The sequence below is a fragment of the Neobacillus paridis genome (genome assembly GCF_016765675.1).
In the GTDB taxonomy this organism is placed as follows: domain Bacteria; phylum Bacillota; class Bacilli; order Bacillales; family Cytobacillaceae; genus Neobacillus; species Neobacillus paridis.
This window is the reverse complement of sequence record NZ_JAESWB010000371.1, coordinates 63,243-85,336: the sequence shown is the minus strand read 5'-3', so window position 1 is coordinate 85,336 and position 22,094 is coordinate 63,243. Positions and strand designations below refer to the sequence as shown.

The 22,094-nt window shown below is 39.5% G+C and carries 22 protein-coding genes and 1 pseudogene; 19 read left to right on the top strand and 4 right to left on the bottom strand.

Features of this window, described 5'->3' with window-relative positions; genetic code table 11:
- Window positions 1–27: 27 nt before the first annotated feature.
- The 16 genes from JK635_RS22490 to JK635_RS22415 all read left to right on the top strand — a co-directional run bounded on the left by JK635_RS22490 (window position 28) and on the right by JK635_RS22415 (window position 15,985).
- Window positions 28–813, top strand: a complete 786-nt coding sequence (locus tag JK635_RS22490) for an enoyl-CoA hydratase/isomerase family protein (RefSeq protein ID WP_202656164.1) — start codon at window positions 28–30, stop codon at window positions 811–813.
- Window positions 814–841: 28 nt separating this feature from the next.
- Complete coding sequence (locus JK635_RS22485) at window positions 842–2,605, top strand: thiamine pyrophosphate-binding protein (RefSeq protein WP_202656163.1); 1,764 nt, start codon at window positions 842–844, stop codon at window positions 2,603–2,605.
- A 111-nt stretch (window positions 2,606–2,716) separates the two neighbouring features.
- On the top strand, window positions 2,717–3,436 hold the full coding sequence (locus JK635_RS22480; RefSeq protein WP_202656162.1) for a DUF554 domain-containing protein: 720 nt from the start codon (window positions 2,717–2,719) through the stop codon (window positions 3,434–3,436).
- Window positions 3,437–3,494: 58 nt separating this feature from the next.
- On the top strand, window positions 3,495–4,298 hold the full coding sequence (locus tag JK635_RS22475) for a sugar phosphate isomerase/epimerase family protein (protein WP_202656161.1): 804 nt from the start codon (window positions 3,495–3,497) through the stop codon (window positions 4,296–4,298).
- 685 nt (window positions 4,299–4,983) lie between these two features.
- Window positions 4,984–6,132: an acyl-CoA dehydrogenase family protein gene (locus JK635_RS22470; protein ID WP_202656160.1), complete on the top strand. Its 1,149-nt coding sequence runs from the start codon at window positions 4,984–4,986 to the stop codon at window positions 6,130–6,132.
- A gap of 36 nt (window positions 6,133–6,168) precedes the next feature.
- Window positions 6,169–6,612, top strand: coding sequence for a type II 3-dehydroquinate dehydratase (gene aroQ / locus JK635_RS22465; protein WP_202656324.1), 444 nt, complete (start codon window positions 6,169–6,171; stop codon window positions 6,610–6,612).
- Window positions 6,612–7,433, top strand: a complete 822-nt coding sequence (locus tag JK635_RS22460) for a sugar phosphate isomerase/epimerase family protein (RefSeq protein WP_202656159.1) — start codon at window positions 6,612–6,614, stop codon at window positions 7,431–7,433. Before aroQ ends, JK635_RS22460 begins: the two co-directional genes overlap by 1 nt.
- A gap of 95 nt (window positions 7,434–7,528) precedes the next feature.
- On the top strand, window positions 7,529–8,422 hold the full coding sequence (aroE, locus tag JK635_RS22455; protein WP_202656158.1) for a shikimate dehydrogenase: 894 nt from the start codon (window positions 7,529–7,531) through the stop codon (window positions 8,420–8,422).
- A 25-nt stretch (window positions 8,423–8,447) separates the two neighbouring features.
- Window positions 8,448–9,614, top strand: a complete 1,167-nt coding sequence (locus JK635_RS22450; RefSeq protein ID WP_202656157.1) for an ABC transporter substrate-binding protein — start codon at window positions 8,448–8,450, stop codon at window positions 9,612–9,614.
- A gap of 22 nt (window positions 9,615–9,636) precedes the next feature.
- Window positions 9,637–10,512, top strand: coding sequence for a branched-chain amino acid ABC transporter permease (locus JK635_RS22445; RefSeq protein ID WP_202656156.1), 876 nt, complete (start codon window positions 9,637–9,639; stop codon window positions 10,510–10,512).
- Window positions 10,509–11,552 (top strand): branched-chain amino acid ABC transporter permease, encoded by a 1,044-nt coding sequence (locus JK635_RS22440; RefSeq protein WP_202656155.1) that lies wholly within the window; start codon window positions 10,509–10,511, stop codon window positions 11,550–11,552. Before JK635_RS22445 ends, JK635_RS22440 begins: the two co-directional genes overlap by 4 nt.
- Window positions 11,553–11,594: 42 nt before the next feature.
- A complete protein-coding gene (locus JK635_RS22435) occupies window positions 11,595–12,359 on the top strand; it encodes an ABC transporter ATP-binding protein (RefSeq protein WP_202656154.1) in 765 nt (254 codons plus the stop codon).
- Window position 12,360: 1 nt separating this feature from the next.
- On the top strand, window positions 12,361–13,065 hold the full coding sequence (locus JK635_RS22430; RefSeq protein WP_202656153.1) for an ABC transporter ATP-binding protein: 705 nt from the start codon (window positions 12,361–12,363) through the stop codon (window positions 13,063–13,065).
- Between the two features lie 75 nt (window positions 13,066–13,140).
- Window positions 13,141–13,917 (top strand): HAD family hydrolase, encoded by a 777-nt coding sequence (locus JK635_RS22425; RefSeq protein ID WP_202656152.1) that lies wholly within the window; start codon window positions 13,141–13,143, stop codon window positions 13,915–13,917.
- 18 nt (window positions 13,918–13,935) lie between these two features.
- Entirely contained in the window at window positions 13,936–15,006 is a 1,071-nt protein-coding gene (locus JK635_RS22420) for a Gfo/Idh/MocA family protein (protein WP_202656151.1), read from the top strand.
- A gap of 271 nt (window positions 15,007–15,277) precedes the next feature.
- Entirely contained in the window at window positions 15,278–15,985 is a 708-nt protein-coding gene (locus JK635_RS22415; RefSeq protein ID WP_235888324.1) for a DUF421 domain-containing protein, read from the top strand.
- A 102-nt stretch (window positions 15,986–16,087) separates the two neighbouring features.
- Here the strand turns inward: JK635_RS22415 and JK635_RS22410 are convergent, their stop codons facing one another.
- Complete coding sequence (locus JK635_RS22410; protein ID WP_202656150.1) at window positions 16,088–17,305, bottom strand: MFS transporter; 1,218 nt, start codon at window positions 17,303–17,305, stop codon at window positions 16,088–16,090.
- A 333-nt stretch (window positions 17,306–17,638) separates the two neighbouring features.
- Here JK635_RS22410 and JK635_RS22405 point away from each other — a divergent pair, with 333 nt between their 5' ends.
- Together JK635_RS22405 and JK635_RS22400 are read left to right on the top strand one after the other, a co-directional pair.
- Window positions 17,639–17,926, top strand: a complete 288-nt coding sequence (locus tag JK635_RS22405) for an ABC transporter permease family protein (RefSeq protein WP_202656149.1) — start codon at window positions 17,639–17,641, stop codon at window positions 17,924–17,926.
- Window positions 17,927–17,929: 3 nt separating this feature from the next.
- Window positions 17,930–18,223, top strand: a complete 294-nt coding sequence (locus tag JK635_RS22400) for an AzlD domain-containing protein (protein WP_202656148.1) — start codon at window positions 17,930–17,932, stop codon at window positions 18,221–18,223.
- Here the strand turns inward: JK635_RS22400 and JK635_RS22395 are convergent.
- Window positions 18,218–18,451: pseudogene (locus JK635_RS22395) on the bottom strand (ATP-binding protein); the annotation flags it as partial. The gene JK635_RS22400 and the pseudogene JK635_RS22395 sit on opposite strands and share 6 nt — an antisense overlap.
- 142 nt (window positions 18,452–18,593) lie before the next feature.
- Between JK635_RS22395 and JK635_RS22390 the strand changes: the two are divergent.
- Window positions 18,594–18,932, top strand: a complete 339-nt coding sequence (locus tag JK635_RS22390; protein WP_202656147.1) for a YmaF family protein — start codon at window positions 18,594–18,596, stop codon at window positions 18,930–18,932.
- A 183-nt stretch (window positions 18,933–19,115) separates the two neighbouring features.
- On the opposite strand, the gene JK635_RS22385 is transcribed toward JK635_RS22390, so the two are convergent.
- Both JK635_RS22385 and JK635_RS22380 read right to left on the bottom strand, forming a co-directional pair.
- Window positions 19,116–20,609, bottom strand: a complete 1,494-nt coding sequence (locus tag JK635_RS22385; RefSeq protein WP_202656146.1) for a YfcC family protein — start codon at window positions 20,607–20,609, stop codon at window positions 19,116–19,118.
- 33 nt (window positions 20,610–20,642) lie between these two features.
- Window positions 20,643–21,992 (bottom strand): M20 family metallopeptidase, encoded by a 1,350-nt coding sequence (locus JK635_RS22380; protein ID WP_202656145.1) that lies wholly within the window; start codon window positions 21,990–21,992, stop codon window positions 20,643–20,645.
- Window positions 21,993–22,094: the final 102 nt, after the last annotated feature.

The following is a 22,094-nucleotide window of genomic DNA, read 5'->3' as shown; positions in this document are numbered from 1 at the left end:
TCTTGTATTTCGGTTAGGGGGCACCACATGGAAGAAAGCATCCTGCTAGAGAAAAACAATGGTATCGCTCAAATATATTTAAACGAACCAGAGAGCTTAAACGCTTTAAGTTCTAATTTAAAAGGAAATTTAATGAAAATTGTAAATGAGCTGGAGTTCGACCCGAACATTAAAGTGATTATTCTTGCAGGTAAGGGGAGAGCCTTTTGTACCGGCGGGGATATAAAAGGGATGGCAGAAGCGGAAGGGTTCAGCCCGGCTCTGATTAAGCAGAAGATGGATCTTTCCTCGAGTATTATCGAACGTTTGCGAAAAATGCCAAAAGTTATAATTTCCGCCATACACGGCTATGCTGCCGGGGCTGGATTTAGTCTAGCCTTGGCATCGGATCTAATTGTTGCTGAAGAAAATACCAAATTGATCTTATCCTTTAAGAATGTGGGTTTAACTCCGGATTTGGGAATTCATTATCATTTGCCTAGGATTGTAGGAGAATGGAAAGCCAAAGAATGGATTTGGAAAGGGATGAAGATTACGGTAGAGGAAGCCGTAAAATACGGATTTTCGATGGAAATTGTTCCAAAAGGGCAGCAGATTGACAAGGCTGTTGAATTAGCTAACGAAATTTGCGAAGGTCCATTTCAAGCATTAGTATACTCCAAATTAATCATCAATCAGTCCGCACAGTTTAAATTTGAAGATATTCTGGCAAAGGAAAATGAAATCCACACAATTCTGAGGGGTACAGAAGACCACCGGGAAGGAATTAACGCATTCTTAGAAAAACGAAAACCAGTATTTACTGGAAACTAGCATTCTATTAAGGAGGCATTAAAAATACGTGAAAGAGTTAGTATCTAGACAATTAGTGAAATACTTAGAACACCGCGGAATTGAACATATTTTTGGACTTTGCGGACACACCAATATTGCCGTTTTAGCTGAGTTAGAGAAAAGTTCGATTAAATTTATCAATACCCGCCATGAACAGGTTGCCGGACATATGGCAGATGGGTATGCCAGAGTAACAAAAAAGGCATCAGTTGTTCTATCCCATATTGGACCGGGACTGACGAATACGGCAACGGCAATTGGTACTGCGGCATTAGATTCCATCCCGATGGTTGTCATTGCGGGGGATGTTCCAAGCCATTACTATGGAAAAAATGCTTTCCAAGAAGTGAATTTGCACTCAGATGCCTCTCAATTTGAAATCTTTCGGCCGATTGTCAAACGGGCATGGCGGGTGGAGCGGCCCGAATTATTCCCTGAAATTATCGAGAAGGCCTTTCAATTAGCGGAAAGCGGGCGCCGGGGACCGGTTTTAGTATCTGTTCCTATGGATATTTTTTCAAAGGAAATCGATACGAGCTTGTTTGAGAGACTTAAACATCATACCAAAAAGTTAACCAAACCGACCATTGATGTGGAAACAGCAGAGAAAATCATTCTGACTTTGATCAATGCCGATAATCCACTGCTATATGTTGGCGGTGGAATAGTAATTGCTGATGCGGCTGAAGAAGTAAGGGAGTTGGTTGATCATCTCAATCTTCCAGTGGCTAACAGTATGAAGGGTAAAGGGGTTGTATCGGATGATCACCCATTATCGCTAGGTTTGGCTGGTTATTGGGGCTCGAAACTCACCAATGAAAAAACCAAACAAGCGGATTATATTTTAGCAATTGGTACCAGATTTTCAGAGGCTGACAGCAGCTCTTGGGAAGAGGAGTATACGTTTAATTTTCCGCCCACTAAATTAATTCATATTGATATTGATCCAAATGAGATTGGCCGGAATTATCCGGTTGAAATCGGTGTTGTTGCCGATATTAAAGAAGCATTAAAAGTGCTAAACAAAGTAGCCAAACGATTAGTACCAGCAGGACTTTCCAATGAAGATTTAAAGCAGGAAATTAAGGATTTTAAAGAAGGATTTACGAAAGACAATGAGCAGCATGTTAAGGACGAAAGCTTCCCAATGAGGCCGGAAAGGATTTTACAAGAAGTTCGGGAAGCGTTGCCCAAAGATGCCTTTATTACAACAGATGTTGGCTGGAACAAAAATGGTGTTGCCCAAAGATTCCCTATTTATGAAGCAGGAACCGTGCTTACCCCAGGGGGATTTGCCACAATGGGATTCGGTTCACCGGCAGCTGTCGGTGTGAAGGTGGCAAAGCCTGATCGGGTGGTTGTTTCATTAGTCGGCGATGGGGGCTTTGGACAAAATCCTGCCGTGCTGGCAACGGCTGCAGAAGAAAATATTGGTGTTATATGGGTCATTATGAACAACAGCTCCTATGGGGTTATTGCGGGACTGGAAAAGGCCCATTTTGACACGACCTTTGGAACGATCTTTTATAAGGATGGAAAACCTTATACTCCAGACTTTGCCGCAATGGCCCGGTCATTTGGTGTCGAAGGGATTAAAATTGAATCGGCGGCTGAATTTAAACCGGCACTGGAAAAGGCGATTGCCTCCAATAAACCATGTGTCATTGATGTATCCATGGTGAATGTTCCTACACCAACAAACGGCCATTGGAATATTAATGATATTTATTCGCCAAATGAGAAAAAATCACACGTAAGTGTGCCTTTATAATTCTCTGATAATAAGGGAGGGATAGGAATGTTAGCGCCTATCTCTTCTTTTAGCTCTAACAGAGAAAGTGGATCATTTTACATACGTTTTTAGACATAAAGGAGAGAGCTTATGCCAATCGGTCCAATAATCAATGGTTTAGCGATTATTTTAGGCGGCTTTTTAGGCGCATTTTTCCAAAATAAAATTCCCAATCGTTTATGTAAAGTAATGCCGTTAACTTTTGGCGTGGCTTCCATGGGAATGGGAGTTAATTCAATTATTAAAATCGATTCACTTCCACCGGTAATTTTGTCGTTATTAATCGGGAGTGCTATTGGGGAAATTATTAAGCTAGAAAAAGGAATTGAATGGTGTGTCAATAAAATTCGGACGCCGACGGAGTGGTTTTTCTTCAAAGACCGCTCAAGTAATGTGAATGAGGATGTCATGGAAAAGTTTATTGCCATTGTGGTCCTTTTTTGTACGAGCGGAACAGGAATTTTTGGTGCTTTAAATGAAGGAATTACCGGGGAGGCTTCCCTGTTGATTTCGAAAGCCTTTCTTGATTTATTTACGGCTGCCATATTTGCCACGACTCTAGGCTATTTGGTCATGACAATTGCTATCCCCCAATTTCTGGTTATGATTACGTTATTTTTTAGCGCAGGCACCATTCTGCCGCTTACAGAGCCATATATGATTAATGACTTTTCGGCAGTCGGCGGTCTGATTATGTTAGCTACAGGCTTTCGGATCAGCGGAATTAAATCATTTCCGATCGGCAACATGCTTCCAGCACTAATCATTGCCATGCCGATTTCTAAATTATTTGCCATTCTTTTTTCCTAGTTTGATATTTTGTATCCCACTTAATCGATGCAAGTTTATGAAAGGACGGACAATCAAAATGACAAAAAGATTTTCATTAGCTCATCTGACCGTGTTGGAATATAGTCCTGCAGAAATGACTTATATGGCTGCAAAAACAGGGTATGATTATGTTAGTTTTCGAACCATCCCTCTAGGGACGGTCAATGAACCACAATATCCCTTAGCGGAAAAGAAAGAAATGCTTCGTGAAACAAAACAGGCTCTACAGAATACTGGGATTGAGCTTTTGGATATAGAAATGGTCCGAATTTATGATGGTGTCAATCCAAAAATCTATGAACCTGACTTTGAAGCAGCTGCTGAATTAGGAGGCAAGCACGTGCTTACAACTGTTTTAACAAATAATCGTCCGTTTGCGGTTGAATGTTTTGCCGAAATTTGTGAGCTGGCTAAGCCATATGGCTTAACGATTGATTTGGAATTTATAACTTGGTATCATTGCGCAACATTAGCCGATGCTAAAGAAATCGTTGGAAAAGCGAACTGCGACAACGGTGGAATACTAATTGATACACTCCATTTTCATCGCTCAAAAATTGGTTTAAATGAATTGCTTGATGTACCAAGGGAATGGCTCCATTATGCCCATGTTTGCGATGCGTCAGGAGAAATTCCAAATACTACAGAGGGACTTATTCATACAGCACGACAAGAGCGGCTTTATTTGGGGGAAGGGGAAATTGATATAAAATCCATTATCAGTCACATGCCAGAAATCCCTTATTCATTAGAAATACCTCATTCTGATCTTGTACGCGAAATAGGCTATGAGGAGTATGCACGACGTTGCTTGCAGAAAGCCAAGGATTACTTTGCCTAAACACAGATCGGAACTGGTACGTCCGCAAATTGAACATTTGCAAAAAAAGAGATGATGCAAAAGTGAACGCCAAAAGGGTTATTTTGAATAAAAGTTATTTTGAAATTGTTAAATTTATAGTATTTTCTGATATTCATGGAGTATGAAATACAATGTAGGTAGGACTCAAATCCCATTTTGGATACTAACATTTCGATTTCACTTTATATGTTAAAGTGAAATTTTTTCCTTTTGGCACGTGTTTTGCAAATTAAGATATTGCCATGCTGTTATTGAAAAATCTTTTATAAAGGGGAGAACAATTTGACAAGACCTAAAATCAAATGGGAAATTCATTAAACGTATGATCTTCAAAAAAGAAATCCCCCACTGATGGAAGTTTCACTTTATCAATCACGGAACCTTTCGTTTAAAAAATGAACAACAAATAAATGAATAGTTTTATATATGAACAATTACTTCGTACAAAACCAAATATATTGCTTTTGTTATTTGGCACGATATTTGCATTATAAACAGTAGACAAAGTTACAAGTTAATTTATTCGTATTTTTGTTGAATATTACTTATTAAAGGGGGAGTATCATCGATTTGTTTTGAAAAGGTATAGTCTCAAAAGTATTTTCTGTTAATTTTAAATAATCGGAATTAAGTTTGATGAAATTAATTATAAAGGATGAAAAAAATGGTTGAGACACTTACATTCCATGATGAATTACTTCAGATAGTAAAACGGATTACAAAGGAACAAATTATGCCGCGTGCGGCTGAAATAGACCGTACAGATGAATTTCCGCATGATATCGTAAAGATATTAGGTGAAAATGGTCTATTAACAATGACTTTACCAGAAAAATATGGTGGTATAGAAGCGAATAGCTTATTGCTGGCAAAAGTGATAGAGGAAGTCAGCAAAGGAATGGCCACCATAGGAACGACATTATTATCTACGCATTCTGTAATACGTATGGTTGCATTGTTGGCAAATCCTACTCAATTGGATAAATTTTATTCGAATTTAGCCAACGGTCATAAGCTTTGCTGTTTTTGTTTAACAGAATCAAATGCCGGGTCTGATGCCAAGGCATTAAGTACAACAGCGAAAAAGGATCCTAATGGTGGTTATATTTTGAACGGAACAAAGATTTTTGCCACACTGTCTCAAGTGTCTGAATACTATCTAGTTTTTGCGAAGACAGAAGCAGATGAAATTTCAGCATTTCTTGTCCATAAAGACAGTCCCGGATTAAGATTCGGAAAAATTGAAGATAAAATGGGGCTCCATGGAAGCTCTACAGGGGACGTAATTTTGGAAGATTGCTGGGTTGATGATGATTCCTTACTGGGGAAACCAGGAGAAGGCTGGGAAATGTTAACTAAAGTTGGAACCAGTATGCTGCGTTCCTGGGGCGCCGCTGCTATTGGATTAGGAATTGCTCAAAGCGCCTTAGATCATGCGGTTGAATATGCAAAGGAACGCAAACAATTTAATAAACGAATTGGGGATTTTCAAGGAATCCGTTTTATGCTGGCCGATTGTGCTACCCAATTAGAAGCCGCCCGCTGCCTAGTCTATGAAACAAATAAAAGGGTTGACGAGGAGTACCCCAACATTTCAGCATATACCTCTGCTATGGTATCGATGTCAAAGTGTTTTGCAACCGATGTAGCCATGAAAGTGACAACTGATGCTGTTCAAATCTTTGGGGGATATGGATATATAAAAGATTATCCAGTCGAACGATTAATGAGAGACGCGAAAATTTATCAAATTGTCGATGGTACAAATCAGGTACAACGTATGCTGATTGGCAGCATCTTAATGAAACAATAGAAATCTCTAAATGGAAATTAAATAGGTTGGTGGATGATGAGGAAATATTTGGTTATAAATGGACCTAATTTAAATCTGTTGGGAACTCGTGAGCCAGAAATCTATGGGACAGTAACACTTGATGAAATTGAAAATAGGCTAAAGAAATTGGCTAAAGATTTAGGAATTTCAATAGAATTTTTTCAATCCAATCACGAAGGAAGTCTGATTGATTGTATTCATGAAGCAAAAGATGTGATTGATGGTATCATCATTAATCCTGGTGCTTTTACCCATTACAGCTATGCCATAAGGGATGCATTGTCTTCAATAAATATACCTTTTATAGAGGTTCATTTATCCAATCTACATGCAAGGGAAAGCTTTCGAATTTCAGTTATGGCTGACATTGCCATTGGTCAAATTACCGGTTTTGGGGCATTTGGGTATGAAATGGCTTTACAAGCAATCGCATTACCTCATTCTAGTGGAGGAGAATAATGGAAAACTTCCAATCATTTGATCGTTTAAGTTTAAACCAAGCGACAACACAGAGATGGAACCTTCGGGAGGCAGTTGATGGCTGCGCCCGCGCTGAAATTCCTTGGATTGGATTATGGCGTGATAAGATTGCCGAAATAGGCCTGAAAGAGAGCAGTAAACTGGTTCGGGATGTTGGATTAAAAGTGTCCGGCATCATTAAAGGGGGCATGTTCCCATCCGCTTCAGTCGGAGAGTGGCAAAGGATCATCGATGAGAATCGGCGTGCTATCGAGGAAACGGCAGAATTAGGTGCCAACGCACTTGTGATGGTCGGCGGTGGGTTACCTAATAAAGACCTGGATTACGCCAGAAAACAGTTTAAAGAGGGTATCGCAGAATTGGTACCTTTCGCACAAACCCATGGAGTTAAGTTAGGGATTGAGCCGCTTCATCCAATGTTTGCAGCCGATAGATCAGTTGTTGTGACATTAGCTCAGGCGAATGAGATAGCTAAATCCTACCATCCTAACGATGTAGGCGTGGTTATAGATGTTTACCATGTTTGGTGGGATCCGGATTTATATAATCAAATTTCTTACACAGGAGAGCATATTATAGGTTTTCATGTATCTGATTGGCTTATACCAACTCCGGATATGCTCAAAGGAAGAGGGATGATGGGTGATGGCATAATTGAGATTCGCCGGATTAGAAAAGCGGTAGATGCTGCCGGGTATACCGGGCCGATTGAAGTAGAAATCTTTAATCAACAATTATGGGATCAACCTGGCGATGAAGTTTTAGAAGTTGTCAAAAAACGATTTTTAGAACACGTTTAGTTTCCACATTCTTAATTATGAGAATATTGATTCCAGATTAAGAGGATAGGGTTTTATAAGTTTTACATTGTAAAATCACAGAGGATGTGAGGAAAATGGCTGATTTAGGACGTATTGATGGTAAAACGAAGTTAATTGGTTTTTTAGCAAAGCCTGCTGGACATTCTAAGTCTCCAGCCATTCATAATGCCGCCTTCCGAAAGCTGAATCTTAATTATGCGTTTATGGCGTTTGAGGTGGGAAATGAACAACTTGCTGATGCAATAACAGGTATTCGAGCATTAAATATTCAAGGCTTTAGTGTATCCATGCCGAACAAAATAGATATCTTGCCTCTTTTAGACGGGTTATCGCCTGCAGCAGAATTAATTGGCGCGGTAAATACAGTAGTGAATCATAACGGTCAATTGATTGGGTATAACACAGATGGAATTGGCTATATGCATTCTTTAGCTGCAGCAGGCGTGAATTATAAAGGAAAAAAGATGACCATTTTAGGGGCAGGCGGTGCAGCTACAGCGATTACCATTCAAGCCGCCTTAGAAGGAGTAGCTGAAATTTCTATTTTTAATCGTGAAGACCAGTTTTTTCCCAATGCTTTAAGGAATGCTGAAATCATTAATAAAAAAATGAAGGATACTAATTGTATTGCAAGAGTTTATCCTCTTGAAGATTTAGCTAGATTGAAAGAGGAAATTACCACAAGCCAGATACTTACAAATGCAACAGATGTAGGAATGAAACACTTAGAAGGTCAGAGCCTGCTGCCCGATCCATCGTGGTTACACCCAAGTCAGATAGTGACAGATATTATTTATTTTCCTGACAGAACAAAACTGCTGGAGCAGGCCATAGCTATTGGCTGTAAAACCATTAACGGACTAGGAATGCTGTTATGGCAGGGGGCAGAACAGTTCAGAATTTGGACAGGACAGGAAATGCCGATAGAAGATGTGAAACAGCAAATTTTTGCAACCGCTAACAATTAAAAATGATATAAAGGTGGTCAAGTATATGAAAAATAAAAGAAAAAGCATTTTTAAAGGAATGATTCTAAGTACGCTTGCAGTATTAGCATTGACGGCATGTAATTCTCAGGGTAAAAGCAACACTTCAAAAAGTTCTGGATCGTCTACAAAGGACAGTAAGGTGATCAAAATTGCTCAAATTGGACCTTTTAGTGGAAATGCTGCATCATTTGGAAATTGGGATAACCAAGGAATTATGTTGGTAGTGGATGAAGTGAATAAAAATGGCGGTATCCATGGAAAGAAAATTGAAGTAATCAAGATTGATGATCAAGCTAATCCAACGGTTGCTGTTAATGCCGCACAAAAAGTTGTCAATCAAAATATTGTAGCTGCATTTGCCACTCCATTGAGCACCGGCACTCTTGCTACATTGCAAGTATTTGATCAAGCAAAGATTCCACAATTGACAGCTGGGCAGGATACGTCCATTACGACAAAAGGAAGCAAGTATATTTTCCGTTATAATGCCAACAGTGCTGCTTATACAAAAACAGCCGCAGACTATATTGTTAACAAATTAGGAAAGAAAAAAATAGCTATCATAACGAATTCCGGTGCTTATGGTAAAGGGGAAAGAGATTCTTTCACAAAAGCTTTAAAAGAGTTTGGTGTTGAACCTATAGCAGATGAAGTCGTAACTCCAGATGCAAAAGACTTTACGGCACAGTTAACTAACATTAAGGCAAAGAATCCGGAAGTACTCTATATGGGGACAGAAAATATTCAAATGGGCTTAATAACCAAGCAAGCTATCGCCTTAGGATTAAAAGCTCAAAGGGCTGGGGGATCTGCTGCAGACCCGATTTTCGTAAAAACAGCCGGTGTCGAAAATGCCGAAGGAACCATTTTTACAACTCAATATATTCCAGATGCAGATGAAAAAACGAAAGAATTTAACGAAGCAGTTAAGGCGAAATATGGAATTGAAGGAGAGTTTCATATTGCCAAGGCTTACGATGGAGCAATGATGCTTGTAGAAGCCTTAAAAAACGCCTACCCCAATTTAGATGGAGAAACAGTTGCTAAAGAATTAAGAAAATTAAACTATAGCGGAATTACTGGAGACTACAAATTTGATGAAACAGGAGAAGGTACGGATAAAGCACAAATGGCTGTTATTAAGGACGGCAAAGCTACACTACTTCAATAAACGATAAAAAAGGAGCCAACCGATGAATGGAACAGTATTGATTCAAAGTTTAATTGGCGGATTAGGTATTGGCAGTATCTATGCATTAGTTGCTATCGGCTACTCTCTAGTTTATCGGACAATGGGATTAGCAAATTTTGCTCATGGAAATATTCTGATGGTTGGGGCGTACATCGGGACAGTTTTTTATGTCTCGATGCATACCAACTTTATTATCGCCATTATTATCTCCTCCATTTTAATAGGTATTCTAGGAATGGTAATGGAAAGAATACTTAGGCCACTCGGCAAAATGGATCTTATCTATATGATGCTTGGGACATTAGGGATCGGGATTGTGTTGCAAAATTTAGCCATCATTATTTGGGGAACTGATGGAATTGCTGTTCAATACCCAATTAAAAATGAGCCCTGGGTTATTGGAAACATTTCCATTTCTCCTTATACGCTAGTTATTATTTGTGCTTCAGCAACAGTAGTATTAGCGTTGCAGTTTTTCCTCCATAAGACAAAACTCGGTTTAGCAATGCGTTCATCTGCCCAAGAAAAGGAAATGTCGTTAGTCTTAGGAATGAATGTAAACCTGATGAACGCATTAACCCTAGGTTTGGGATCGGTACTAGCTGCAATAGCGGGGGTGATGGTAGGTCCAGTTTTCTATGTAAGCCCGGATATGAGTAGTTCCGTAGGAATAATTGGTTTTGCTGCAGCCATTTTGGGTGGATTTGGAAGTATACCAGGGGCCATTATTGGTGGACTCACGTTTGGTGTCCTGCAAACAATGGTGGCAACCCAGGTTTCAGAGTGGAGTCAAGTAATTGCCTTTGTTATTTTTGTTTTTGTCTTAATCATTAAGCCATCTGGCATCGTTGGAGAAAGAGTGGTGGATAAAATTTGACCTTAAACAAAGTGGCTGTAGATAAAACAGCAAACGAGCGAATGGATAACCAGGCTGAATTAACCTTTAGTTTAAACGAACGGAAGCTAACTAATTCCAAAAGCAAAGCCAATTATTGGATTGCATTTGCAGTTGGCGTGGGACTTTTGTTGCCATTTGCAGCGAATACTTACCAAATTCATATACTTAATTTGGTAGTTTTATATATTATGCTGGCCATTGGATTGAATTTAACAATGGGCTATTGCGGACAATTAAATCTGGCACATGTTGCCTTTTATGCTGCAGGCGCTTATACATCAGCGATTCTTACAACTACCTACCAATTTAATTTTTGGTTAGCTTTACCGATATCAATTTTAGTCAGCGTGTTTTTAGGTGTATTAATTGGCCTTCCCTCATTAAGGGTTCGAACGCATTATTTGGCGATTGCTACGTTAGGTCTTTCCATTGCGGTGAATGAAACCATAGTGAATTTGGATACTATCACAGGCGGGCCCGTAGGAATTACAGGAATCCCGAAGCCTTCTTTTTTCGGTATTTTGCTTATCACCGAATATAGTTACTATTATTTAGTTTTTGCTTTTACACTACTGTTGTTCTTATTCTCAAGGCTGGTCGTGAAACATGGTATCGGACGCAGTTTCAGAGCTGTACGTGATGATCATATTGCCGCCCAATCCCTAGGAATAAATGTTGCCAAACAACAAATTTTGGCCTTTGCTTTTTCCGGTTTATTTGCCGGGGTTGGCGGGGTTTTATATGCTCACATGCTTTCATATGTCAGCCCGGATACGTTTACATTTAATGAAATGATGTTCATTTTAACCATTGTCGTTATTGGCGGACTCGGTAATATTTACGGTTCCATTGCAGGTGCTGTTATTCTGCTAATCTTGCGGGAATGGTTGCTACAATTTGAAAATTGGCAGCAGGTTTTATACGGGGCAATGATTGTGGCTTTAGTGGTATTTATGCCAGGCGGATTAGTTAGTATTAAATCGCTTTTTCAGAGACGAAAAAAGGCAGGTTCGTCCTAATGCAAATAATAAATTTACACAAAACTTAAAAGGAGATAGCCGATGGAACTACTAAAAATCGCCAAGGTTTCCAGAGAATTTGGGGGACTGAAGGCTATAGATGATGTGTCTTTTTCTGTTAAAAAAGGAGCGATTCATGGGGTAATTGGCCCAAATGGTTCCGGAAAAACAACTCTTTTCAACGTAGTCAGCGGTCACTATAAACCGACCAGCGGTGAAGTGTGGTTTGAAAATAAGCCAATCCATAAGCTGCCACCATATAAAATCTGTAGAGCCGGTCTAGCCCGGACCTTTCAAAATCTGCGACTGTTTAAACAAATGACGGTTCTAGAAAATATTTGTGCCGTTTTGGACGAATCATCAGGGGTTCGTATTTTGGATTATTTCCTTTTTCTAAATCGGGTTTTGCGGATTGAAAAGGAAACGGTCTTAAAGGCCGAGAAGTTGTTGGAGGATTTTAATTTAAGTGAATGGTGGAATGTCCAAGCAGATAGTCTACCCTATGGGGTTCAAAAAAGAATGGAAATTGCAAGGGCACTTGCAACAAATCCGAAATTGCTCTTGCTGGATGAGCCGGCGGCCGGTTTAAATCATACAGAAACTGATGAATTATCAGGTATTATTAAACATATCCGGGATGATTTAGGCATTACGGTTGTCTTAATTGAACATGATATGAAAATGGTTATGTCGATTTGTGAAACGATAACGGTCCTTAATGAAGGTCATCTGTTAATAGAGGGTACACCGGAAGTCGTTTCGAACGATAAACAAGTCATCTCGGCCTATTTAGGGGGGGAATGGTAATATGCTGGATATCCGAGATTTGGACATTTATTATGGGAAAGTCCATGCTGTTAAAGGGGTTAATTTATCAGTAGAAGAGGGTGAACTTGTCTCCATATTAGGGGCCAATGGGGCTGGTAAAACCAGCATTCTTAAGGCAATCTGCGGTATTACAAAGGCAGCGGGAGGACAAATTTATTTAAATAGCAAGGATATTTTGAATATGAAGCCCCATAAACTAGTCAAACAAGGATTAGGGTATGTTCCTGAAGGACGGAAAATTTATCCGCTTTTAACCGTAAAGGAAAACCTAATGGCGGGTGCTTATCATCGTAAAGATCGGGCAGGAATTGCTGCGGATTTGGAACGGATCTATGAGTACTTTCCTATTTTAAAAACGAAAAGTAAAGTATTGGGAGGAAATCTTAGCGGGGGACAGCAGCAAATGCTGGCAATCGGCAGGGCACTGATGACAAAACCCAAGTTCCTTATTTTGGATGAGCCCTCTATGGGTCTGGCGCCAAGTGTGGTGGGTCAGATTTTTCAGATTATTGGGCAGTTACGGAAGGAAGGGATGACCATTCTTTTGGTTGAGCAGAATGCTTTTCATGCTTTAACCATATCTGATCGTGCATATGTCCTAGAAACAGGAAGAATAGCACTTGAGGGCAGTGAACAGGAGCTGAAAAACAATAATCAGGTTAGGGAAATCTATCTTGGAATGTAATTCAAAAAAGGTGTAGTACATGTTTGGAGCTACAGGGCTTTATATCCCTTCACAAATTAGGAGAGAATGAAATACATGCAAACATTTAAAGCAATTGTACTTGATATGGATGGTACACTGTTAACAAAAGATGGAAAAATCTCAAACAAAACGAAAAACATTCTGCTGAAATTAAAAGATAAGGGGATAAAAATCTTCTTGGCAACAGGGCGCCCAATTAGTACTTCTTTACCATACCACCAAGAACTTGATTTGGAAACACCGCTGATTTGTTTAAACGGGGCTGTTGTTTATGATCGCTTAAAACAAAAGGTATTAAGCCAGGCCCCTATTTCATTTGAACTTATCAATCTTGTAAAAGAGACCGTAATGGATAATGCAAAAGCAATGGTTTGTCAAACTTTTCAATCAAATTATCAGCTTATAAACTTAATTGGTGAACAGATCGAACGATATTGGCCTGTGGAAAAAGCAGGGGTCATGCCGGGAAATGACGAACCATTTCTAAAAATGAAAATCATGTTCAACAGTAAAAGCTTTGCCTCGTACATAGTGAACAAGTTTACCCCGGTCTTACAGGTTTCAAACTGGGGGGATTGGTTTGAAGTGACAAGCCAGTCTGTCACAAAGTGGACCAGTTTCCATTCGGTTATCAAACAATATGGGATTCATGTAAGAGACGTGATTGCGTTCGGGGACGGTGTAAATGATATTGATTTAATAAAAAATGTTGGCATAGGAGTGGCAATGGAGAATGCCCTCCCCATTCTTAAACAAGTAAGTAAATATTCTACTTCGTCAAATGAAGATAATGGGATCTTTCATTTTTTAAACAATTATCATGTTTCTTAAATTATTGGAGGAAAAAAAGTGAAAAATATTAGAATTGCCGTTTTAGGAATGAATCAAGGATATAAATTTGCCAAGGATGCCTTAACCATTCCAGGGGTTGAACTTGTCGCTGTGGCAGGGAATAATGAGCAGGCCGAAAGGAGAGCACAAGAACTGGAGGTCCCGCTTTATAAAAATTATCAAGAGCTGATTGAAGAATGCCAGGACTTAGATGGTATAATCATTACCCTTCCAAATGGTTTACATCGTGAAGTAGTTGAACTATGCGCAGAAAAGGGGATTCATGTTTTAGTGGAAAAACCGATTGCTGCAACTGTTGAGGATGCGGAGGCAATGGTAAATGCAGCGAGAAAAAATCAAATTAAATTGCTCGTCGGCCATCACCGCCGTTTTTCGAACAAATTAATAAAGTTAAGAGAGATTATTTCATCAGGCGCTCTCGGAGAATTAACGGGTGTCAATATGTTATATATGCTTGCAAAGGATCATTCTTACTTTTCCGAAAAATGGAGGCTGACCCAAGGGGGAGGTCCGATGCTGATTAATGGGATTCATGATATTGACACTTTATTATTTGTGACAGGTTTAACGATTAAAAGTGCCTATACAGTTATGCAAAACAAAATTAGAAATAATCCTGTAGAGGATACTGCTGCGATTATACTCGAAACAGTAGAAGGGCCAATTATTAATTATTTCCTCTCTGACGGAACACCTTCCCCGTGGTCATATGACTCAACCGCTAAGGAAAATCCTAAATTTGCCCAGTATGAAGAAAATTGTTATAAAATATTTGGGACAAAGGCAAGCATCGCCTTCCCAAGTTTTGAAATTTACACTTATGATGAAAATCATTTTGGCTGGGAACATAAATTACAGAAGAGTAAAGTTGAAGTAGTTGATAATGACCCAATGATGGCTGAACTGCTGCATTTTATAAATATATTAAATGGAAAGGCAGAGCCATTTGTGACTGGAGAAGATGGACTTGAAACATTAAAAGTGATAACAGCGATAAAATCATCGGCGGAACGCAAGCAGAAGGTTGAAATTAATCTATATCAACAAAAGAAAAAAATTACTCAATAATGACATTTTAATAAGATATAAATTTGATACAACACAAGGGAATCTCTCTGTTAATCCTTTGTGTTTTTATTTTCGAAAATTGAGCTTACAATTAAACATCTTAACATACTATTATTACCAAAAAAAGAAACCGGACAACATTGTGATACGTTTTACATAATTTTCACTTTTTTTAACAAACGTATTTCCCTTGGTTTAGATATAGCTGATCATTCCCATACTAACGATAGCAAATATTGCGAATTGGAATCTTCTCAGAGGTGAAACCCGTTTGGAACTGATTTACCGTGCAGTAACCGTCTTTATGGTCGGATTTTTATTTTTGCGGCTGACAGGAAAAAAAGCCGTAGCCGAAATGCACTCTTTCGACTTATTGTATATTTTTGTTCTTACGAATATTATTAGTACGCCGGTGGAGGTCGCTAGCCTTGGAAAAGCGATTATGTATGCTGCCATCACCGTGATGATTTATAAACTAATCGTTCGTTTATCTTTACATAACAAACTTAGATGGATTATGTATGACAGTCCTACGGTCTTGATTCGCAATGGGGACATTGATCGGAAGGGACTGAAAACGGTGCGGATGCCGGTGGCTGAATTATTGGGGCATTTACGGGTCAAAGGGTATTCCGATACGCAAAATATTGCTCTGGCGGTGATGGAGGAGACAGGGGAGATCAGTGTCATTCCTAAGTCTGAATACAGACCGGTGCAACCGAATGATCTTCAATTACAAGTAAAGCAAGAATATCTGCCGATTCCCTTAATCATGGACGGACAAATTATCTCTCATAATTTAAAATACCTCAACCTGGACTTAGACTGGCTTTTACAGGAGGTTAAAACAGCAGGGCAAAAGGTAGAAAATATTATCTTGGCCACCTTTCAAGAAAACGGCAAGCTATTTATTGATCATAATGAGATTCAAGAGCATCAACATAATCCTTATTACTATAGACCAGGGAAAGATCATTAAGAGGTGTCCAAAGGTACTTAAAAAGGATAATAAACTATATGAAAACACTAAGTATAAAGTAAAGGGCTGCCAAAAGTGTATTTTTGGACAGCCCTTATAAATTTACTTACTGGAACATCTAGTTTCTACTCCATGACTTATTCGTAAAAGGCGCTTGGATAAAATACAAACGACAAGTAAACAAGCTGCAGAGAAGAAAAACACTGAAGAAACACCCATTTGTTCCGATAAAAAACCAACAACCAAGGTCGAGATCCCGAAAACTGGGGTATAAATCGTATGAAAAGCAGCATAGACAATGGCTAACTGTTCTTTGGGGGTTACTTTTTGGAACAAGGTTTGCAACGGTATCCCTTTCAACTGAGAACCAACCCCGACAAAGAAGGAACATACAAGTGCGATCAGTCCTACACTTGTATAACCAAATATGAATGTTGCTCCAGCTGATAGTATCGCCCCGCCCAATACGACATCCTTCATTCGTTGCTGTACCCAAGCATCAAAGCGAATCATTAATAAACTGATTCCGATCATTCCCGCAAAAAATGCCGCATTAATGAAGCCCCACCAAGCGCTTGATTGTCCTAATACTTCTTTCACATAGACAAGTAAAATCGCTGATACCCAGACAGCTGATGCCGCACTTTCAAACAGATCAATCCATAAAAAGCTTCTTTGCAGCTTACTTTGAAAAATAATCTGAAATCCTTCGGTTACTTGTTTGAAAAGAGAACGATTTTCTTCTTTTTCAACTTGAATTTTAGCCAAAAAGAAAAAGGCAGTAGCTGCAATTCCATATAGGCAAACGGAGAACAAGATAACATTTTCAGCTGAAAGCCAAAGCAGCAGGGAACCTCCGATCATCCAGCTGGCAATTTGCATTACCTGGTCAATGGATTCGGCTATACTATTCGCCTTCATAAGCTCCAATTCAGCTACATACTGCGGAATCATACTTTGCTTTAGTGGATTCGCAAACCCATCCAAGAAAGAAATACAAATAATGAAAAGCAGCAGAACGAAGATCGATGGATGATGAGTCATGATGACAATCAGCCAAACCATCGTTAATAAGATTGTTTTAACGAACTGAGTGATCGTTAACAACAAATTGATGTGAATTTTTGCCAAAACAAGTGGTGTCACTACCCCGGCCGCAAAAAGTGAAAAGGTCATGACAAAAGGTATCCATGAAGCATAGAAGGCCGAACCGGTTGTATTATAAACAAGGCTGATGATTGCAACAATATAAAAGATATCTCCTAAATTTGCTGCTGTTTGCCCGAGTAACAGACGTAAATAGTTTTTATTTTTAAACATGCCAATCCCCCATTATTTACTCAAATTTAAGTGAATAACAGGGTTTAAATTAGCTGGTTCGGCATCTAAACGCTCCTTTCTCTATGTAACCGGCTTTTGCAAGAAATGGGGGAATCTTGCAAAAACGTCTATTACGGAATTTTGAACTCCCAGCAAAAGATTAAAACCACCATGATCTTCAGATGTTGGGAACCCGTCAGCATTTTAAAAAATCGTACGCTAAGGATATAAGAAATCGACTTTTTTATTATGAAGTTATTAAGGAATAAAATCCATAACAGTCCGATAATACCTTAGGGAATATCGGCTTTTTATTCAAATTAGCGTGGGCTTATGTTTACTTCCTATGCAACTTGGGTTTTAGGTACTTTAATTGGAGAATTGTTAGCCCATTTTATACCTTTATCGATTAGTTCCATAATGTCAATCTCTTTGTATGCCATGTTTATCGGATTATTAGTTCCAGCAATTCGTAACTCTTGGAAGCTTATTTTAATTGTAATACCTAGTGCTCTATTAAGTTATTTATTTGGTTTGTTTTTAAAGGGTGGGTGGCCAATAGTTATTGCTACAATTTTAGGAAGCGCATTAGGAATGGTTTTTAAAATGGAGGAGGATTAAAAGATGTGGGTAATGATTACTATTATAGGAATGGCCATTGTTACGTACATTTCTCGCCTTGCCCCTGCATTTATTATAGGGCGGTTTACTATACCCAATTGGCTTGAAAATTGGTTAAAATGCGTTCCTTATGCAGCTTTGGCTGCCTTAATCTATCCTGGAATACTTACAGTAAATGAACACAAACCTTTCGTAGGATTAATTGGTGGGTTTGTTGCAGTTGTATTAGCTTACTTTCGTCTGCATATTTTATTTGTGATTATATGCGCAATTATGACAGCATTTGTGCTGTCATAATTTTTGAGCATGGCGAACAATGCGGTCAAGAATCGCATCTGCTATCTGTGCCTGTCCCAGCCTAGAGTGCCACCGTTCGGGCGAGAATTGGGAACAGAATATAGTAGAAGTTCTCTTTATTTTTGCCTCAATAATTTCCAAGACGTGAAGGGCATTCTCCTCTAAAAGCTCAGTTAATAACCATTCATCAAGTATCAATAGATCAATCTTCTTGTATTTTTGGATGAGTTTACGGAAGCTGTCTGTTTCCTAACATATTTTTACTCCTCATTAATATCATGGTAATAAAGCCGGGGGACTCGCAGCGTCTGTTCAGTAAGAGACAGGGAAGGGAATCCATCAAAGATAAAATGACAAGGAGTGAAGGGATTTGGCGAAGGTTGGGAAGGATGATTTTGTTACTGGGTTTGTACCGCATCATAATCACGGTTCGGTGGATTACACTTCAATGGAAGCAGGGCATGTTCATCAATGTTTAGATGTAACGTCTCCACCGATACCGACACAGGATGGCAGTCATATTCATTATACGGAGGGCTATGTTGTGTTTGAAGACGGCCATACTCATCATTACAAAGCCTACTCGGGGCCGGCCATTCCTGTAGGAAATGGGATGCATGTCCATTATTATGACTTTTATACAAGTGAGGACGACGGCCACCGCCATCATGTAACAGGCGTAGATAAAGCCGCTCCTGGTAATAGGTAATACTAATACAAAATCAACCTAGATACTTTGACGGAGTCATTCAGCGTTTTGAATTTACCTTTGAGCTTGGATGGAAGAAGAAATACAAAAAATAAATTAGCTATCCCTTCTTGCTGAAAGGATAGCTAATTTACGGTTTAATGCTTCATATGACAGCGGTCTTTGAACAAATAATCGCCTTTATTAGCTCATCATTGCTGCAGCACTTAAAATAACCATGATCACAACGGAAATGACGACAACTAATTTCCAAACATGTCTTAGATAGGTGCTGTATGGAATCCGGGCAATTGCCAGAGCACCCATGATAACAGCACTCGTTGGTGTAACTAAGTTGATGACACCTGAGGCACTTTGATAAGCAGTGATCACCAAGTCGCGGCCGACATGAGCAAAGTCTGCTAAAGGTGCCATAATTGGCATTGATAAGGTTGCCAAACCGGATGTTGAAGGTACCAAGAAAGATAACGGCAGGTAGAATAAGAATGAAATATTCGTAAACGCCACTGAACCTAAATGTTCCAGTGCACCTTCGCCCCAGTGAAGCACAGTTGCTGTCATTCCACCAGCATTCATAACAACGGTAATCCCGCGGGAAATACCGATAATAATGGCTACACCTAATAAATCAGCAGCGCCTCTCATAAACGTGCTGGTATATTCTTCCTCGCCCATTTTATAGATAAAGGCAATGATGATCGAAGAAACGAGGAATAACATCGTTAATTCACCAAACCACCAGTCGCCAAGCGGAATCATCCCGCCCAATAATTTTCCGATGAACGGAATCTTTCCAAGCCAATTGACCAAATCTTCAAAAATGGTAACGTGGAATTTTGCAGCCCATGGAATAACCCCTAAAATCATGACCACAAAGGTTAAGCCAAACACTGTTAAAACAGCTTTATGACGGCTGGTAAATTCAACGTCTCCTGTTTGTTGAGATAAGAAATGCTTTTCATTATCTTCTTTCATATTGGCAATCAGTGATTTGGAAGGGTCGTCTTTCACCTTTTTGGCATAGCGCATCACAAACAGGATCGAAATGATTAAGGTAACAACCAGAATAATCACACGTAATCCTATACCATCACCAATGGATACGCCGGCAAATCCAGAAGCAATCCCTGTAGCAAACGGGTTAACGGTTGAACCTAAGCAGCCAATTCCAGCCCCGATGGCGATAATGGAGACTGCTGTTAATGCATCATAACCAGCGGCAATTAGAACTGGAATTAAGATTGGATAGAAAGCAATTGTTTCTTCCGCCATACCGTAGGTTGTCCCGCCGATCGCAAACAACGTCATCAAAATGGGTATCAGCCACTGCTCTCGTCCTTTTAATTTCCGGATAACTCTGGTAATTCCGGCATCAATCGCACCCGTTTTCATAATAATACCGAGGAACCCTCCGATTACAAGAACGAATAAGGCAATATCGACGGCATCAAAGAATCCATTGATTGGGGCATTGAGAACCTCCCAGAGTCCTTGCGGAGTTTGCTTATCAACGGGCAGCTGATGATAAGTCCCAGCGATTGGAATTTCTTCACCTGTCGCTTTGTCTACTTTTGTATCGTACTTACCGCCTGGAACAACCCAGGTTAAAGCGGCGATGACAACAATAATTAAGAATAATAACGTGTAAGCTGTGGGCATTTTAAACTTTTTTTTCATGATAATTCCCCCCATTATATAAGATATTTAAATCTAGTGGGTTAACTCGTAAACAGCTCTTGCGTAAATCTCCATCGCCCTGAACAATTCTTTTAATTCAACATGTTCGTTTGGCTGATGTTCAGTTTTCGCTTGATTAGGGAAAATAGCACCGAATGCCACAAAGTTTTCCATTGCTCGGGCATAAGTGGCACCACCTGAAGAAATCGGCTCTGATACGAGATCACCAGTAACTTCCTGATAAACCTTCATCAATGTTTTAATTAGAAAATGATCTTTTGGAACATAAATCGAACGTAAAAAGTCAAATTCTTTGTATTCCAAGCCATATTTCTTGGCTGCATCGGCTAATTGGCGGACAACCTCATCCTTGTTAGCCGTAACAGGAATACGCATATCAATCGAAAGTTGTTCCATCTCATCGGTTATGGCAATCTTTCCAACATTGAATTTCAGTTTTCCGGAAACTTCATCTTCACATTCACCGAAAATTTTCACGGCAAACGGATCTTTCTGAACTAAATCATTAATAAATTCGATTGTTTTTGATGTAAAACCGATTTTTTTCAATGCCATTAATAGTCGGTTAATCGCATTGATTCCTTCTTCGGTTACTTGAGCATGAACCGCTTTCCCTAAAACGACAATTTCCTGGCCTTTTTGTTCATAGGAAAATCCCAGTTCATCCAAAGCAGCTGCTAATTCAGTTTGCTTTTCACCGCTATAGTGGGCAGAGTCAGGCACCGCATTAAAGGCACTGCCGGATTGCAGCCGCAAGCTTGTTTCATTTTTTCCTTGTAAATGAAGCTGTAGCAGACCTTTTTCGGCATAAACTAATGGAAATGTCGAGTCCGGTGTAAAGCCCATTGTCGGAATTTCTTCGATTTCGCAGTAGCGTTTCATGTCGCGCCATAAGGTTTCCTCATCGGTTCCAAAAATGAAGCGAACGCGCTTATTAAAGGTAACACCGAGATTCATTAGCGCTTTTACGGCAAAGAGGGCAGCAAGAGTCGGTCCCTTATCATCCTGGGTACCGCGCCCATACATAATTCCGTCTTTTATGACCGCTTCAAATGGTGATGTCTGCCATTCATCGAGGCTTCCAGCCGGGACAACATCAAGGTGACCCAAGATGCCAACCATTTCTTCTCCTTCACCAATTTCAGCGTAGCCGTAATAACCTTTTGGATCATAGTAAGTACGAAAGCCTAACTGCTGACAGATCTCTAATGCTTTTTTAAGAGCTAGGTCAATTTGTTTTCCAAATGCGAAATCCCTTTCATTTTCATCAATAACACTAGGAATGGCGATTAGCTCTGTCAGTGCCTGATGAAAATCTGATTCAACTTTGCGCAGTTCAGGAATTAAGTTATCTAAGCTCATTGTGATCTTTCAGCCTCCTTTAGAAAAATTTTTTTAGCCGATAGGAAAGGATAATCTTTCCTATGAGGCATAAGTGCAACTACGTCTCTGTCTTCGTCTAGA